The organism is Mycolicibacterium novocastrense (assembly GCF_001570485.1).
Lineage (GTDB): Bacteria > Actinomycetota > Actinomycetes > Mycobacteriales > Mycobacteriaceae > Mycobacterium > Mycobacterium novocastrense.
Genome location: NZ_BCTA01000038.1, coordinates 113,944 through 130,599, shown reverse-complemented (window position 1 = coordinate 130,599; position 16,656 = coordinate 113,944). Strand labels below are relative to the sequence as shown.

The 16,656-nt window shown below is 68.8% G+C and carries 17 protein-coding genes; 11 read left to right on the top strand and 6 right to left on the bottom strand.

The window, feature by feature from the left end; translation table 11 throughout:
* Positions 1–44 precede the first annotated feature (44 nt).
* The 6 genes from RMCN_RS17320 to RMCN_RS17300 are packed head-to-tail and all read left to right on the top strand — an operon-like array spanning position 45 to position 6,410.
* On the top strand, positions 45–707 hold the full coding sequence (locus RMCN_RS17320) for a hypothetical protein (RefSeq protein ID WP_131808574.1): 663 nt from the start codon (positions 45–47) through the stop codon (positions 705–707).
* Entirely contained in the window at positions 704–1,294 is a 591-nt protein-coding gene (locus RMCN_RS31070) for a hypothetical protein (RefSeq protein ID WP_067391627.1), read from the top strand. The genes RMCN_RS17320 and RMCN_RS31070 overlap by 4 nt, the downstream gene beginning before the upstream one ends.
* Complete coding sequence (locus RMCN_RS17315) at positions 1,291–2,913, top strand: ABC transporter substrate-binding protein (RefSeq protein ID WP_067391624.1); 1,623 nt, start codon at positions 1,291–1,293, stop codon at positions 2,911–2,913. The genes RMCN_RS31070 and RMCN_RS17315 overlap by 4 nt, the downstream gene beginning before the upstream one ends.
* A 46-nt stretch (positions 2,914–2,959) precedes the next feature.
* Positions 2,960–3,970, top strand: coding sequence for an ABC transporter permease (locus tag RMCN_RS17310; RefSeq protein WP_067391621.1), 1,011 nt, complete (start codon positions 2,960–2,962; stop codon positions 3,968–3,970).
* A complete protein-coding gene (locus RMCN_RS17305) occupies positions 3,967–5,637 on the top strand; it encodes a dipeptide/oligopeptide/nickel ABC transporter permease/ATP-binding protein (RefSeq protein ID WP_084377504.1) in 1,671 nt (556 codons plus the stop codon). Before RMCN_RS17310 ends, RMCN_RS17305 begins: the two co-directional genes overlap by 4 nt.
* Positions 5,634–6,410: an ABC transporter ATP-binding protein gene (locus RMCN_RS17300; protein ID WP_067391616.1), complete on the top strand. Its 777-nt coding sequence runs from the start codon at positions 5,634–5,636 to the stop codon at positions 6,408–6,410. Before RMCN_RS17305 ends, RMCN_RS17300 begins: the two co-directional genes overlap by 4 nt.
* Positions 6,411–6,628: 218 nt before the next feature.
* Here RMCN_RS17300 and RMCN_RS31860 read toward each other — a convergent pair whose 3' ends face one another.
* A complete protein-coding gene (locus tag RMCN_RS31860; protein ID WP_263987602.1) occupies positions 6,629–6,754 on the bottom strand; it encodes a hypothetical protein in 126 nt (41 codons plus the stop codon).
* 64 nt (positions 6,755–6,818) lie between these two features.
* Positions 6,819–7,637: a hypothetical protein gene (locus RMCN_RS17295; RefSeq protein ID WP_067391613.1), complete on the bottom strand. Its 819-nt coding sequence runs from the start codon at positions 7,635–7,637 to the stop codon at positions 6,819–6,821.
* Between the two features lie 498 nt (positions 7,638–8,135).
* On the opposite strand from RMCN_RS17295, the gene RMCN_RS17290 reads away from it, so the two are divergent.
* Positions 8,136–9,857 carry a hypothetical protein gene (locus tag RMCN_RS17290; RefSeq protein ID WP_067391611.1) on the top strand — a complete coding sequence of 574 codons (1,722 nt, stop codon included), beginning with the start codon at positions 8,136–8,138 and terminating at the stop codon, positions 9,855–9,857.
* A gap of 143 nt (positions 9,858–10,000) precedes the next feature.
* On the opposite strand, the gene RMCN_RS17285 is transcribed toward RMCN_RS17290, so the two are convergent.
* Positions 10,001–10,303, bottom strand: coding sequence for a hypothetical protein (locus tag RMCN_RS17285; protein ID WP_131808573.1), 303 nt, complete (start codon positions 10,301–10,303; stop codon positions 10,001–10,003).
* Between the two features lie 309 nt (positions 10,304–10,612).
* Here RMCN_RS17285 and RMCN_RS17280 point away from each other — a divergent pair, with 309 nt between their 5' ends.
* The 4 genes from RMCN_RS17280 to RMCN_RS17270 all read left to right on the top strand — a co-directional run bounded on the left by RMCN_RS17280 (position 10,613) and on the right by RMCN_RS17270 (position 14,638).
* Entirely contained in the window at positions 10,613–11,608 is a 996-nt protein-coding gene (locus tag RMCN_RS17280; protein ID WP_067391605.1) for an FtsK/SpoIIIE domain-containing protein, read from the top strand.
* A 209-nt stretch (positions 11,609–11,817) separates the two neighbouring features.
* Complete coding sequence (locus RMCN_RS17275; RefSeq protein WP_067391602.1) at positions 11,818–12,270, top strand: hypothetical protein; 453 nt, start codon at positions 11,818–11,820, stop codon at positions 12,268–12,270.
* Entirely contained in the window at positions 12,267–12,389 is a 123-nt protein-coding gene (locus RMCN_RS31855; protein ID WP_263987601.1) for a hypothetical protein, read from the top strand. The genes RMCN_RS17275 and RMCN_RS31855 overlap by 4 nt, the downstream gene beginning before the upstream one ends.
* A 275-nt stretch (positions 12,390–12,664) precedes the next feature.
* Positions 12,665–14,638 (top strand): hypothetical protein, encoded by a 1,974-nt coding sequence (locus RMCN_RS17270; RefSeq protein WP_067391599.1) that lies wholly within the window; start codon positions 12,665–12,667, stop codon positions 14,636–14,638.
* Here RMCN_RS17270 and RMCN_RS17265 read toward each other — a convergent pair whose 3' ends face one another.
* The 3 genes from RMCN_RS17265 to RMCN_RS17260 all read right to left on the bottom strand — a co-directional run bounded on the left by RMCN_RS17265 (position 14,639) and on the right by RMCN_RS17260 (position 16,655).
* The gene (locus tag RMCN_RS17265; RefSeq protein WP_067391595.1) at positions 14,639–15,262 is read right to left on the bottom strand and encodes a Fic family protein; all 624 of its coding nucleotides are present in this window, start codon (positions 15,260–15,262) and stop codon (positions 14,639–14,641) included.
* The gene (locus tag RMCN_RS31065) at positions 15,262–15,435 is read right to left on the bottom strand and encodes a hypothetical protein (RefSeq protein WP_165604451.1); all 174 of its coding nucleotides are present in this window, start codon (positions 15,433–15,435) and stop codon (positions 15,262–15,264) included. Before RMCN_RS31065 ends, RMCN_RS17265 begins: the two co-directional genes overlap by 1 nt.
* Positions 15,436–15,566: 131 nt before the next feature.
* Positions 15,567–16,655 carry a hypothetical protein gene (locus RMCN_RS17260; RefSeq protein WP_067391592.1) on the bottom strand — a complete coding sequence of 363 codons (1,089 nt, stop codon included), beginning with the start codon at positions 16,653–16,655 and terminating at the stop codon, positions 15,567–15,569.
* Position 16,656 lies beyond the last annotated feature (1 nt).

Here is a 16,656-nt window from a genome sequence, read left to right as displayed (position 1 = left end):
TGCTAAACAGGACAGGTAGCTTCGCCTAACCTAAGGAAGTTGACTTGACCTGTTACCTCAGGCTGCATGAAGTCGCAATCGCAGTGCACCCGACGCCTGGGCCGGGCCAGAGCGGTGAGATGGACTGGGACGAGATCCACCGTTTGTGGACCCTCGCCGGCGGGGTCGACGGCCGCGATGCCGCGCTTGACGCGATGCCGGTCACGCTGCTCGACATGGACGACCTGCCCGACGCCGACCTGGAGGGGTTTGCCGGTCTGATCATCGCGGGTCGCGCGGACCAACTGCTGCTTGCCCGAATGAAACAGCGCATCGCCGGCCTGCTCGACCGGGGTGGTGTCGTGGTGTTCAGCGGCCAACTCGCGGAGGACTGGCTGCCCGAAACCACGACATTCGAGTGGCATCAAAGCAACGCGGACACCGCGGGATCGCCGGTGCTCGCCGACCACCCGGTCTTCGCCGGCGTCGCGCCCGCAGAGCTCGGGCACTCGTTCCTCTACGCCAATGGCTGGCATCGGCCACCGGAGCATGCCGAAGTGATCGCGTGGCGAGCCGACGAGACACCGGGCACCTACGTCGCGAAGGCGGGGAGCGGCACGGTTCTGGTGCACAGTGGCAACAACCTGATCGCGAACGGCGTCACCACCACCACGGCTGCACGGATCATGCCGCAGCTGGTCCAGTGGATCGCGGGAGCCACCCGATGACCGGACTGGTTGCGCTGACCAGCGGATCGGCCGCGGAAACTGCGACATTCGCCGAGCCGCACCACCGCGCACACCTCGATGCGGTGGTGTACACCGGCGCGACGGGATACCCGGCAATTGACGACGCGGAGGCGGTCTGGGTGCCCGAGGGGACCCCCAGACGCCGGTTGTCCCGACTGGCTCCGCAGCTGGAGGCATTGCTGAACCGCGGGGGGATCGTGCTGATGTTCGGTGAACAGCAAGGGGGATGGCCACATTCGCTGCGCTGGACCTTCCGTCCGGTCGGTGGCGCGGGACAGACCCGCATCGGCGGGACCTGGTCGCACACCGAGGTAGGCGCCGCCGGGCAGGCCCTGCACCACCACGGTGTGCTCGATGCACCCGATGGCGCCGAAGTGTTACTCAGCGCGCCCGACGGGTCGGCCGTCGCCTACCTGGAGCGGCCCGCCTCGGGCGGCACGCTGATGGTCAGCACCATCGATCCACTCGCGCATTACGGCCACACCAGGGCGCCCGCCAGCGCGCGGTTCCTGGCCGCCTTTCTGCCGTGGGTGACGACGACCCTGCTACCCGGGAGTGTGCGATGAAATACCGGTGGGGCGCACTGATGTGCGCGTCTGCGTTGCTGGTGGGCGGATGTGCCGATAAGGGCTCAGGACCCAGTGCCGGCCCGGACACGGTTGACCGGCTCACCGTGGCAATCCCGTTGGACGTCGGCCCGGTCAACGTCTTCGTCGAGCACGAGGAATGGATCAGCGAGTTGGTCTACGACAAGCTCGTCGCACCGTCTCCCTTTGTCGACGACCCGCAACCGTGGCTGGCCTCGGAGGTCACCATGGTCGATCCCAGCACCTGGGAAGTTACCGTCCGAGACGACGTCACCTGGCATGACGGGGAGCCGTTCACCGCCGCCGATGTGGAGTTCACCTTCGCCTACGCCCAAGAGGCCGACACCGGCCGCTGGACGCACCACATCACGGAGATTCCTGAGATCTCCTCGACGACCCGAATCGATTCCGACACAATACGTTTCGAATGCGCGTTTCCCTGCCCGGAGCTCGGCACGGTGACACTTGCCGACCTCCCGATCCTGCCCAAACACATCTGGTCGCAGATTCCGCCGGAGAGCGTCAAAAAGGTCACCGCACTGCCGATCGGCACCGGCCCATACCGGCTCGCCGAGTACGACCCCGTCACCGGTTACCGATTCACCGCATTCAGCGAATATTTCGGTGGCAAGCCGCGGGTGAACGAACTGGTGATGCCGGTCATCGAAGACCCCTCGGCCACATTCACCGCGTTGCGCGCGGGTGAGATCGACGTGGCCGCCCGTCAGGTTCCGCCGGAGTTGCTGGACGAGTTCGAGGCCTCCGACACGATCGAGGTCGTGAACACCACCCCGCTCGAACAGGTCGACCTCCGGATGAACTACACCAAACCGATGTTCGCCGACGCCCGGGTGCGCAGCGCGGTATCGCTGGCGCTGGACAAGGAGGAACTGCTCGACGTCGTTGTGTTGGGTCGCGGACGCGCAGCGACGATGGGACGCATGCATCCCGACTCACCGTGGGCCGATCCAGAGGCCTCCACGCCGACCGACCCGGAGCGGGCACGCGCGATCCTCGACGAAGCCGGGTATCGCGACACCGACGGCGATGGTCTCCGGGAGAGCCCCGATGGCGCTCCGCTCACGCTCACCGTGGAGGTGAACGGCGCCGAACCCACGCAGGTCCGTGCCGCCGAGGTGGTCGCCGAACAGCTCGGTGACGTCGGGCTGGCAGTCAATGTGCGGCCCCTGGACGCCGGCCGGCACGCTGCATCCGGCAAGGACATGGAGACCTTCGACCTCCTGGTGCGGGACGGAGTCCCGCATACCGTGGCCGACCCCACTCAGTATGTGCTGAGCCTGTTCTCGGGCTCCTCCTGGAACCTCGACGAATACCCGTACCCGGAACTCCAGCAGAAGATCGACCGCTGGAAGCAGACCGCCACGCTGGAAGACCGGCGCGAGGCAGGCTTCGAGATCCAGCGACTGTTGAACGAGGTGCCGCCGGTGGTTGCGCTCTACCATCCCGACAAGTACTTCGCCTACCGGATCGGTAGCTACGGCGGGTTCGTCGACTCACCGGGGTACGGCATCATGCACAAATGGTCGTTGATTCCGCGAGACCGGGCTGAGGCGGCCAACGCCGTGGTGACACCGTGAGGCACCCGTACCTGCCCGACGTAGCACGGACGACGGTCCCGGACGGATGAGGCCCGGCCGGCTACTGGCGAGGGCCGGGCAGTACGCGCTGGTGTTGTGGGTCGCGGCCACACTGAATTTCGCGCTGCCACACCTCTCCGGTGGCGATCCGGTCGTCTACCTGTACGGCGAGAATGGCGATCTGGCACCGGAACTATTGGAGGAGATCCGGGCCAGCTACGGATTGGACCGGTCCATCCTCGAACAGTACGGCGCATTTTGGGCTGACTTGGTACGGGGTGACCTGGGGACATCGGTCGAGTTCAACCGGCCGGTGGTCGACATTCTGCTGGACTACCTGCCCTGGACGGTTGCGCTGGCCGCCGTATCGATCCTGCTGGCTTTCGTCATCGGCACCCTCCTGGGCGCTTGGGCGGCCTGGCGGCGCGGCACCCGTCGCGACGCGGGCTCGGTCATCGGGGTCCTCCTGCTTGACGCCATGCCCAGCTTCTGGATCGGCATGATCCTCGTCGCAGTATTCGCGGTGCAGCTCGGGATCTTCCCGTCCTACGGTGCCGCGGCGATCGACGGCGACGGCCTCGGATGGCTCGCCGACGTCGCCGCGCGCATGGTGTTGCCGGTGGCCACGCTGGTACTCGCCACGCTCGGCGGATTCTTCCTGCTGGCCAGGGCGACGATGACAACCGTCCTGGACGAGCCCTTCGTCCGGCTCGCCCGGGCCAAAGGCCTCTCCGAACGACGGATCGTGATCACCCACGCCCTGCGGAACGCGCTGCTGCCGGTGTACACCAACGTGACGCTCGCCGTCGGGACGCTGGTATCCGGGGCTGTCGTCGTCGAAACGGTCTTTGCGTATCCCGGGATCGGCCGGTTGATCTTCAACGCGGTCACGGCGAGGGACTACCCCCTGCTCCAGGGCGGGTTCCTGTTGATCACGGTCGGCATCGTGGCGGCAAATCTGTTGGCAGACCTCACCTACCCACTCCTCGATCCTCGGGTACGACCCGAGCGGCGAGAGTCCGCCGTGACGACAACGGGCACCGCGGTGCCGTCATGAGGACCCGCTCGCGGCGGCTCGCGATGGTCGGCCTCGCCCTCCTCGGGGTGCTGGTATTCGTTGCCTTGGCGGCACCGCTGCTGGCGCCCTACGCGCCGAGCGATCGGGTCGGGCGGCCATTCTCGGCCCCGTCGGCCGCGCATCTGCTGGGCACCAACGACGTGGGGCACGATCTGCTGTCCGAGCTGATCTACGGCGCGCGCATCTCCCTGCTCGTCGGAATCGTTGCGGCGCTGGCGGCGACGGTCATCGGGGCGAGCGTCGGACTGCTCGCGGGCTACGCCCGAGGCTGGGTGGACACCGTATTGATGCGCTTCGTCGACGTGGTCTTGGCACTGCCGGTGCTGCCGTTGACCATCGTCATCGGGGTGTTTGCCGGGCCGGGCCTAATCACCCAGGTCATCGTCATCAGTGCCGTGATCTGGGCCGGTATCTCGCGCGAGCTGCGGGCACAGGTGCTTTCCCTGCGCGAACGTGACCACATCCAGGCCCTGCGCGCGATGGGCGCCGGAGCAGGCCACGTCCTCCCTCGACACATTCTGCCGGCGGTTGCCCCGCTGCTGGTGCCGCAGTTCGTCCTCGCCACTAAGTCCGCGATCCTCTTGGAAGCGTCCCTCGCCTTCCTCGGACTTGGTGATATCACCGCCAAGAGCTGGGGTTCCATGCTCTCGAACGCACACGCCCGCAGCGCCTTCCTCACCGATGCCTGGCTGTGGTGGGTGGTCCCACCGGGCCTCGTGATCGCACTCACCGTCCTGGCCTTCGCACTGCTCGGCTACGCGTTCGAAGAACGCGCCCGGCCCTCGCTGCGCGACGGTCAGCCGCCTCGATCCGCGCCCACCCGTGCTGCCGGCCCGGTCGACTTGGGTGCGCCGCCACTGGTGATCGAGAATCTGACCGTCACGTATCAGTCCGACCGTGGTGTCGTCACAGCCGTGGACGGTCTGAGTGTCACCGTCGAGGCAGGTGAGCTGGTCGGCGTGGTCGGGGAGTCCGGTAGCGGCAAATCCACGGTCACCGCGGCCGCCATCGCGCTACTGCCGCCGGCCGCGACGGTGATCGCGGGCACCGTCGCGGTACAGGGCCGAGACCTGGCGACGCTCACAGCCGAGGAGCTGCGGGCACTGCGCGGGGACCGGATCGCGTTGGTGCCGCAGGACGCGATCAGCGCGCTGAACCCGGTGCGCACTGTCCGCGCGCAGCTCGCCGAGGCAGTTCGCGCACACCGGTCGGTCACGCGGGCCACGGCACGCGCGCGTGCCGACGAGCTGCTGAACCTGGTCGGGCTCGACCCGGCTCGGGCCGGGAGCTATCCGCACCAGTTCTCCGGCGGCATGTGCCAGCGCGTCGTCATTGCGATGGCACTGATCAACGACCCCGCAGTGGTGATCGCCGACGAACCGACCAGTGGTCTCGACGGCGTCGTTCAGGGTGAGATACTCGACCTGCTCGATGACATACGTCACCGGCTGAATCTCGCATTGCTGATCGTGTCGCACGATCTGAGCGTGGTCGGGCGGATCGCCGATCGGATCGCGGTGATGCAGGCCGGTCGGATCGTGGAGGTCGGCCCGACCGAACAGGTGCTCACCGCATCCGCGCACCCCTTCACCCGAAGTCTGGTCGACGCGGTACCGCGCCTCACGACCGCGGGAACACCAGCGTGATCCGCGAGCAGTCACCCGCGCTCGACGTCAAGGGGCTCATCGTGAGCTTCGGTGCGGTGCGGGCTGTCGACGAGTTCGATCTCCAGATCGCGGCGGGGGAAACCGTCGGCCTCGTCGGCGGGTCCGGCGTCGGCAAGTCAACCGTCGCGCGGGCCGTCGCCGGACTCGTCACGCCCGACTCGGGAGCCATCCGGCTGGACGGGGTCGACCTCGTAGGACTGCGCCAACGGGCTGCGCGGCGCCAGCGGCGGCGGTTGCACCTTGTGTTCCAAGACCCTTACGCGGCCCTGCCCCCGACGCTGCGAGTCCTCGACATCGTCGCCGAACCGCTGGTCATCCACCGCATCGGCGACCGGGAAGAGCGCCGGGAGCGAGCCGCCGATGCTCTGAACGCCGTCTACCTGCATCCTCGCCACCTCACCCGATACCCGCATCAGCTGTCCGGCGGCGAACGGCAACGAGTGGCTTTCGCCAGGGCGCTGGTGACCGAGCCTCGGCTGGTGCTCGCCGATGAGCCCACCCGGATGCTCGATGCGACGCTGCGCCGCGACATCGTGGACCTGCTCAGCGAAATGGCCGCCACCAAAGGTGTCGCGATCCTGCACATCACCCACGACCTCGCCCTGGTCGGGCACGGCTGTGAACGGGTGGCCGTCATGCGGCGGGGCCGGGTCGTCGAGCATGGGCGCACCACCGAGGTGTTCGACGCGCCTCAGCACCCGTATACCGCCGCGCTGATCGCGGCCGCTCAACGCAGGAGGGCGAAGCAATGACCTTCGGAATTCTCGGCATGGACACCCATTCAGCGAAACGGCCCGCTCCGCGGATGTGTTGCAGCAGCTTCGTGGCTTCGACGGTCGCGTCACGGTGAACCGTCCGCTTCCTGCTGCACTCCCGCTACCACGCCTGAGGCGAGTTGATGTTTCTACGCCGCCGCCTGCTCGAAGACTTCTCTAGCTAGTTCTCCAGTCACCAAATCGGGTTGACAAGTTCAGTGAAGCTGGCCGTCGAACTTCCATTCCACCGCCCACTGGTCGCCGGTAGGTGGGGGACCGAGGGTGGCCAGCATCGGCGCCGGCGTCGCCCGCCGGCGCACTACAGAACGCGCAGCGGCCACCTATCGACGCTACCCACCGCCAGCCGAACCTGGTCTGCGCTTCGCAGCGGGCTAAATCCCCAGCTCACCCGGTCGAGCGCCCCGAGGCGAAGTCGAAGTCGGTCAGCACATCAGGGCCCTGGACCCGCCGCACCCCGTCCCACCGTCCACGCGTGCGCAGCGTCCCGCGGCCGTCGCCGCGGTTGAAGATCGCCGCCGTCGTCATGCTGGCCAGTAGCCCGTTGCCCAGCGTCGCGGTGTGCACGACGCGTTCGAGCACCCACGCTGGGGACATGTCATCCGCCGAGGTCAAAGCGGTGGGCGGGGCGATCGGCGTCCCCACCACGAGGTTGATGCCGGCCGACCGACTCACACGCAACCAGCGCGCCAACTCCTGCGAGCGCGCCCAGATGCCGTCACGGTCCTCGACCAGCACCACCGTCGTGGACGCCTGATGGCCGTGCTCACGCGCGTCCTCGATGTCGCGCGCGCCGATCGACCGGAAGAACTCGTACCGCGACTGCAGCAGCTCGTCGACGAATGCGGCCAACTCGCCGGCGTCGACCCGGCGGTGCGTCACCTGTAGCTGCACGTCCTCGTCCGCGCAGAGCACCAACTCGAGGTCACTCGGAGCTTGCCCGGCGGCGAGCCCGGCGGCCAGCACGGTCAGCAGGGACGACACCTCATCGCCGACAACGACGCAGTGTGGACCGCTCCCGCCGCGGCTCTCCCACTCCAGGTTCACCTCGACCGCCTGGCCGTCGAGGCCAGTGCCGAGAACAGCTGTCAGGGGCCGCCGGATCCGCCCGTGCGACACCTGCCGCAGAGCGCGGGTGTAGGACGTGCCCGGATTGGCTGCCTGAAACTCACGCGCAGCACGCTTACGGGACTCGTTGTCAGACAAGGGAATCTCCCATCCAAAGTCGTTTCTTCCGCGTCGCCCACATCTGCGCGGAAGTGCCTTTGCTGGGTAGCTACACGGAACCCGTGGGGTCTTGTCCCGGACTGGAGTGACTGTCCGATGTGGGCGGGTGCAGTCGATGCCGGGATTCACGCCACCGCGTGCGGCGATACGCAGAGTCTAGGACCGGCGCTGGCACGAAGAGGTGGCCGCCGCCCAGGAATCTGAGCGGGAAATGGTGCGCCCCCAGCCGCAGGGGGGGAGGAGCGGCCAGGGGCGCGGTGACGTCCTCCGGGGGGTCGAGGACGTGCCTCCACGCTAACAGCGGCCAGAGCCAAAATCCGGCCCCGAAACAGCCCTTTTCCAGGACCAACCGAAGGCCAGGGAACCTGCCGCAAGCTCGGCGACGGAAACCGCGCCGCCGGCAGGTACTTCTCCATCGAACGACCACAGAAGGAGAACCCCGGTGTCCGGCGACCGCGACGCACCCCAGCACTGACCATGTGCCTGGCCACCAATGACCCCGGCGGACCCCGCCGATGCTCAGGCGACACCCGCGCCGCCTACCAGAAGTCCGCGGTCGCCGCCGACGCCCTCACCGCGCAGGCCCAGCAGCTGCACACCGAACTGACGGTCCGCACGGTCACCGAGCACCTCGGCGCCGCCCACGGCCCCCAGCGTGACGAGCTGCTCGCCACCCTCACCGACACCGACGTCGACGCGCTCATCACGGCATGCCGCGCAGACATCCGTCCAGACGTCGACGCCGCCTTCGCGGCCCTGCCACCGCACCTGACCGGCGCCGTACGTGACACCACCATCGCTGAGCACGCCCAGATCCCCATCCACCGTCCCGGCGGCCTCGTCGACACCACGCCGGCGACCCTGCTCGACGCCAACACTGCGGTGTACCGAACCCGCCGCGGCGACTACGCCATCGCCTACCGCGACGGTGAGGCCTACAAAACCCTCGCTACCGCCTCCAAGTACAAGACCGCCATCACGATGGCCAACCGCATCCCCGTCCTCACCCCACTCGACCACCCCCCAGGCGGCATCGACGATCTCCAGCAGCAGGCGTACCAATCCCACGCCGACACCGCGCTGCAGCTGGCCACCCAGGCGGCCTACGGCCGGCTCCCCAGTCCCGACGAGCAGCAGGCGTTCCTGGCAGAACACCTGATTCATGCCCGGGACGAGATCGTCGATGCCGCCGCCACACCGCTGCGCACCGAGCTGCTCGACGCCACCGCCCGACACCACCACCGCCAGCGCCTGGCCGCCGCAGAAGCCGCCGGCCAGGCCGCCCGCGAGGCCGCTACACAGTCAGGGGACGACCCCGAGCAGGCCTACGCCACCGCCTACCACCACGCCCTGGGCGCACCGACCCGCGGCGGCGCACGCATCCCGCACTTCGCGCACCACACCTTGCCCGCACCCAGCCTCGGCGACGCCACACACAATCTGCTGCAGCACAGCGGAATCCGCTCCTATGGCACCGAATCCGCCCGCGACTACACCGTCATCACACGCCGGGGCGGGGACCTGAAAGCCTGGGAACTGCACGATGTCTACGGCACGCTGCGCACCACCCCGATCGGCGACCTCGCCAAGACCCACGCCCGCTTCGTCAACACCGTTCTCACCGCCGACGAACGAGACGCGCTGCGCACGTACACCAGCGGCCGGCACATCGGATCCGGGGCCTACATCCAGATCAACGACGTCTTCACCGGCCGCACCACCTCACCCACGCCAGCGATCGCCAACACCTGCACCCACCTGCGCAGCGCATTCGACAAGTACGCCCGCCACAACACCACCCGCGAACCCGTCACCGTCATCCGCGGCACCCGCGTCCCCACCGACTACACCGGCACGCCGGCCGACTACCTCGCCACCGCGTTCCCCGTCGGCGCCAAAGTCGAACTGGGACAGGTCGCCTCAGCCACCACCCGCACCGCCACGGCCACCCGATTCGCCGACCGCGGGCCCGGCTCCTACTTGATGGCCATCCGCACCCGTGACGGACTGCCGGTGAAGGCGATCTCCGCCAACGCCGGCGAAGACGAGGTGATCATTCCGCCCGGCACCGCACTGCGCTGCGTGCGCGTCGAGCCAGCGTCCGGCGTCGAGCGTCGACCGACGGTGTACCTGGTCGCCGAGGACCTAGTGGCCGAGGCCGAATCCCAGGCCCTCAAGAGCCGCCAAAAAGCATCCTGAACAGCGACAACGACACGTCCCCGCGTCATCGTCAGCCACGTTCGCCCGCGGCCCCGCCGACTACCCAGGCGCCGGGCGCCGGGCTGCGGCGCTGGGAGCTGCCGCCGGCGGCAGGGACATGTCATCACCCCAGCTCAGCGCATTTACGGGGCAAGCGCGAGTGGGGGAGCGCCGCGGCCGCCGGCATCCAACAACGCCACCAACACCTCGCCGGCAGCCCCACGAACCTCCGACGGCCGGCCACACCGCTGCCACACCTGGTGCTCGGCCGAGTACCGCCACGGCCGGCGGAAGAACTCGACGACATCGACAGGGGACACCAGGAAGCCGGCCGCGGCGAGGATCTCGGCGAACCCACACAGCTCGTCGAAATCGGCGAACCACCGTCCATCCAGCTGCGCCGCGATCGAACGGGCCTGCTCCACCAACACCGCGTCATCGCTCACCCCGATCACGCAACCAGCAGCGCCGCCCGGCACGCCACCCCAGCACTGATAAGTCCACTAATCGGCGGGCATGCCAGACCGCCGAACAGCGGTGATGCCACGTCCCCACCTTCCGCATGCGCCCGCAGCCCTATCCTTGAGCCCATGCCGCCGGCGTGCGGCTGCACTCCTCGAACGGACGCCCCACACCGGCACCGCCTCCAGGACAACGCCCCCCGGGCGCCGCGCCCGAGATGCCCGTTGCACCGCGGCCGCCGCGGAAGGTGTGGATCCGCACCCACGGCCGCGCGCACAACGAGGAGATCCGCCATGACCCCCAACGCGCGCAAGAACGCCGCACGCGCCTACCAGCGCCGACACCACGTCCCCTACACGGAAGCGCTCCGCGCGGTCACCCCCGCCGGCGCCCTCGACGACAACGCCCCCCACCGCGGCGTCCCCTCTCCCGACCGCCGGCTCCTCGACGCCCTCCAGATCGCCGATCCCGCGACCCACACCCCGCAGGCCGCCTGGCACCAGCACGCCGCCGACCGAGACCTGACCCTCCCGATCGCCACGGCGATAAACGAACCCACCACCGCGGCGACCCTGCACCTGGACGCCGCCAACAGCGTCATCGCCCTGCTCGCCATCCCCGGCACCGGCAAGACCGCCGCACTGAGGACCATCACGCTGGCACTGTGCGCCCACTACCCGCCCGAGCGCGTCACCTTCGCCTGCGCCAGCGGCAAATGGGGCTTCCTGCACGACATCACGGCACTTCCACACCTCGCGGTCCAATGCTTCGACACGTGGGACTACCGCAACGACGTACACCCCGACGTCGCGCAGTGGTGCGCCTACATCGACGACGAAATCGATAGACGGACCACCACAACCCGCGCGCGCCTCGAACCCGAACTCGTGGTCGTCGTCGACGACCTCGACGAATTCCTCGAACCCAACCCCGCGGCCGCCGCCACCGTGCAGCGGATCATCGACCGCGGCCGCCACCTCGGGATCCGCCTCATCGTCTCCATCAAGCAGCTCCACCACAACGACGACGGGGACCTCTGGACCGTGCCCGCCGTCGGCCCGGCAGTGCGCTTCCGGCCGGACACAGTGGTCGCCTTCTCCACCTTCCGACGCGAGGAGTCGATGGCCGCCCTCGGCCACCCGGGCGCCTGGAGCCTGCAGCGCGGCCAGGGCCACGCCTACATCCGACCCGCCACCGAACTCGGCGACACCCCGGCGCACATCCTCACCGTCAACAGCGACGACGCGGCGACCCTCTCCGCGCAGATAGCCGCCTACCAGCGCGGATAGCACGTCCCCGGCCTCCGGCCCGGCGCCCCGGGCCGCTGGATCGAGTTGAGACGGCCAGCCACCCCACCAAAGTCCGCCACCTCGACGCCCACACTCCGCAACCCTCTGACCATGGCAAACGACACGTCCCGCGCCAAGCCGTTCCCAGCTGACCACCGCGAGATACGTTGACGGTGCGCACCTTCGACCGACGGACAAAGGGCCCGACCATGATTCAAGTACTTCACGCCAGCCACAACGACGAGCTGTACAAGCGCCGCGTCCTGTCCGTCGACGACATCGCCGACCTCATCCGCGAGACCAGCCTGGAGACCCTGACCAACACGGCGGGCATCGACTTCTGGTTCACCCCCTCCACTCACCGAGCACACCAGCGAGTCAACCGCAGCGCCACCGAACTCCTCCTGGCCACAACGCGATTCACCGCCTCGAACGTGCCGCTGATGCGCGGCATCGTCGTGCTGGCAGCCCATGACGGCGCCGGCGAGCTGGCCGGCCTGAGCGACGCCCAGATCAACGGCCTGGCCGACACCCTCCGCCGCCTCTCCTGGCGCGAGGACCTCGTGCTGTCCCGCCGCATCGCCCGGGACCAGCGCAGCCAACTGCGCGCCAGCCGCACCGCCTCCAAGGCCGAAGCCGCCAGCATGTCGTGGATGGCATGAACCCAGAAGCGCCCCAGCTGGTGCGCCAGCTCGCCGATCAGCAGCCCGAACAGGCGCTGCAGCTGGTCACCCAGAACGCCCAGCCGGTGACTCAGGCGACCTGGTGGCGCAGCTACTGAAGTAAACCGCCGCTGAGCTGCGGAGATAGCACGTCCCCCCGAGTGGTCGCGCGTGGTCGGCGCCCGTCGGCGTCGACGATCTCGAACTGCCCGCCCATGCACGTGACCTGCGGCGATGGCATGGCCCCCATCCCCGGACGTCATACGTCGAGAGACCGCCCAGCGCAAGGGGCAAATTTCACTCCTTGGTGAAACCCCGGAGATAATCACCGCCATTGGTAAGTTTCCCGCACCAGGTAAAAACCTGGGATCCCGCCCGCTCGCAGGAGACCCCTATGTACGCCGCCGCTTCCCGCCGCTCGCCCCTTCCCGCCCTCGCCCTGACCACCGCCGCAGCCCTCACCCTGACCCCACTGGTGCTGCCCCAGCCGGCAGCACCGCTGCACCTGTCGCTGCCCCAGGTCTCGGCCCCGCGCCTGGAGCTGACCGCCGCCATCAACCCCGCCGACGTCACCGCGTTGATCAACAACCTCAACGCCGCCCTGGAGTCCGCCTCCACCACCGTCACCGGCCTCGTCGGAACCCCCGGCCAAACCCTGGCCAACGCCCTGGCCTCGGCCGCCACCCTCAACGACAGCCTGTGGGACGGCCTCATCGACGCCACCGACAACCGGACCCTGGCCGCCATCCTCACCACCCTCAAAGACACTGCAGGCAACGGCCTCTCACGCCTGTCGAACTCCGTCGACGCCGCCAACGGCACCATCGTGCTGACCACCGGGCAGCTCGCCGACCTGCTGACCTCCACCCTGACCGGCTCCCTCGGCACCGCCCTGCACGCCGTCGCCACCGTCATCAACAACCCGCTAGCACTACCCAGCTACACCGGCCTCATCAACACGCCCCTCGACATCGCCGGCCTCCTCGTCACCGGCGGCATCGGCGCCGTCAACAACCTCGGCGCCAACGTCCTCACCGTCACCAACACGGTTGTCACCGGAGTCACCGCCCAGGTCGACAACGCCCTCGACACCTTCAACGGCCTCCTCAGCGCCGGCAAGACCCTCACCGGCATCGGCCTCATCAACGGCCTCCTCACCGCCGTCCAAGGCATCGTCTCCGCCCCCGTCACCGCCGCCGTCGCCGGCGTCAACGGCGCCTCCACCACCATCACCAACGCCGCCGCCACCACCCTCGACAAGATCGCCGACGGCGCCTCCGACGCGATCGCCACCTGGATCGGCGACGGCACCCGCTCCGGCGCCATCCAAGAAGTCATCAACACCATCGGCTCCGCACCCCTGAGCCCCGCCAGCTACACCCACGCCGTCTCCGTCCTCGTCGGCGCCGGCATCACCACCGTCACCAAGGTCGCCCACACCGCAGGATCCCTGGCCTCAGTGCCATTCACCGCCGCCGCCGACATCACCACCGCCGCCGCCGACGTAATCACCGCGCTCACATCAGGATTGGCCACCGCCGCCAGCGGCATCATGCAAGCCGCCGGACTACCCTCCCTCGTCTACGGCCTACCCCACGCCATGGCCGCCACCGTCAACGGCCTCGTCAACGCCGCCGCCTTCACCACCGCCACCGGCCTGCGCACCATCGCCGCGGCCCTCGACTTCGGCTCGGCCATCACCGGAAACCTCACCTCGGCCGCCGCCCCCACATCCAGGGCAGTCACCCTCACCCTCGCCACCGACACCACCACCGCCACGGACGACGCTGAACCGACACCGGGGGACAGCGCCGCCGCAGAACCGGCCACCCACAGCACCGACGCGCCCGCGGCCTCGACCGAACCCGCCACCGATGCGGTCGCCGTCACCGAGCCCGCCGCCGAGACTCCTCCCGCGGCCGCCGAGCCCGACGCCGAAACCCCCGCGGCCGCCGAGCCCGACGCCACCACCGACATCGACGCCGAAACACCCGTCGCTGAGACCGAAGAACCCACCACCGCGCCGACCACGGACACCACCACGACGCCGGCCGCCGGATCCGAGACCGCGGAAACCGAGCCGGCCGCCGAGGCCAAACCCGCCGCCAAGGACGACGCCGCCACTGCCAACTCCGACAAGCCCGCCACCGCGGCGCCCAAGAAGAAGCCCCGCGGCACCGATCGCGCAACCGACACCGACGACGACGCCAGCGAATCGACCAGCGCCGCCGGACGCGCCACCCCGGACCGTGACACGACGTCCGCGACGGGCAGCAATTCGACCAGGACGCCCAAGCACGCCTCCGAGACCTCCCCGCGCCACGCAGCCGCAAGCACCGACGCCCCGAAGCACGCCGCCGCGGCGTAGCTACGGCTCGATCGGTTCCACGCCGACAAAGGCCGCCAGGTCGGTCACGTCACGATGGGCGTCGTAGGTGCGCAGCAGCGCAACGTAGCGCTGCTTGTCGAGGTCCCAGTCGTACTGCTCGACGGTCGGATCCTGCGCCGCCGCAAACACCAAGTCGGCGAGAAGCCGTGTGGTCCGGCCATTTCCATCAACGAAAGGATGAATGCGGACCGTCTCGGCGTGCACCGCGATGCCCAGCTGCCGAGGCGTCCAATCATCGGTATGCGCCCACCGATAGGAGATGGTGTCGAGTGCATTGCGCAGCTCGACAGCGATCTGTTCGGGAGCAACTCCGATGCTGACTTCCAGCTGTCGTTGCCGACCGCCCCACTGCCAGATAGGCCCGAACAAGGCCCGGTGGAGATCGCGGACGAAGTGGTCGCTCAGCAGCTCGTCGAGTGTGAGTGAGCCGTCGAGCGCGGCCGGCATCACCTGATCGAACACTTGCTCCTGGAGGCCTTGTTCCACGTCGTAGACGTCCGCGCGAGTGATCGGGGAGTCCAGGACCTCGACAATCTCGGGCAGCAGGGCATCAAGCTCGTCGTGCGGAAGAGGGGTTTCCCCGTACCCGGGGGACAGGGCCATCAACGCTTGGGTGGCTGCTGCTTCGCCAGATAAGCCTTGACCGCTGCGGACCGGCGGTGACCAGCGGGCACGACCCGGCCCTCCAACTTCGCCGACGCCTTGGTGGCACGCGCTCCGGCCTTCTTGACGGCAGCCTTCGACACCACCACCTTCTTCGGCGTCTGGCGTTCCATCACTGCACCTCCACGAGCGTCGACCGTCGCATCGATCCTACCGGCCCCGCACCCCCGATGACCACGGCGTTTACCTGCTCACCGCCGGTTACCGACGACCGCGTGACACCGTTCGAAGGCCGGGCCACGCCTCACCCCAGCAGAGCCGCCACCCACCGCTCCGGATCGAACAACTCATCCGCGGACAAGCCCGTAAACGATTGCAACGCACCGGGATACACCCGCTCATACATCGCATTCCACCGCGTCGCCATCACAGGCGGCGCCAGCATCCACTCCGCGGCCGCCTCGCCGAGATACCAGCGTCCACCCTCCCGCGTCGCCGAGATCAGACCCCGCCGGCACAGGCCCTCCCACAACGCCTCCAGCTGGCGCGTGCGCGGATGCAGCGGCTTCGCCAAACGCTCCACGTGCACCCGCCCCAAAACCCACGGCAGGCCCCACACCCGGGCCGCATGCGCACGATGAGTGCCACTCAGAACCTCATAGACCGGGCCCGCCGGTCCCTCCAACCGGTGCAGCAGCATCGGATCGTGGGCGAACATCTCCGCCATCCACCCATCAACCGTCCCGCCCGCGACCGCGGCGCGCAGCCACTCGGACACCTGCACGATCGTGTCCCGCCGCGGATTCCGGTCAATGTCTCCCCAGGCCTCGGAGTTCGTCGACGTCAACAACCGCGGCGGCACCCACTCCGCCCACGTCGCCCACCCACGCGTCGCCGCATCAGCGACACCGAGTGCGCCGGCATCGGCATCGTTGAACGGCGGCATGAACACCCGGTGCGAACCGACCTGCGGGGCAGCCGCATTCAACTCCGCCGCCCGGGCCCGCGCGAGGACCTCCCGCTCACCAGCGCTGCCCGGAATGCCGGCCGCCACCGCCCTCAGCTGCTCCGCCAGGCCATCCGGCCGACCGGAACCCAGCTGCCGCGCGAAATCCGCATCGAGGTCGGTCGCCGCCTCGGACGCCTCCGACGTCCACCCGAAGTCGACCACCTCGTGATTGGGCCGGGCCCGGTACACCGGGCCATCAGCCTCCAGAACCCCGCCCCGGCGCAGCAGCTCGGCCACGGCCTCGGCGTCACTGGCCACACCGCGCACCGTCACGCCATCGCAGCGCTGCGCTCGGAAGAAGCCATCGGCGCGCCACTGCAGCGCACCCTCGTCGTCGAGGCCTCGTAGGTCGGCGCATCCAAAAGTCAACTCCTGCAATGCCATA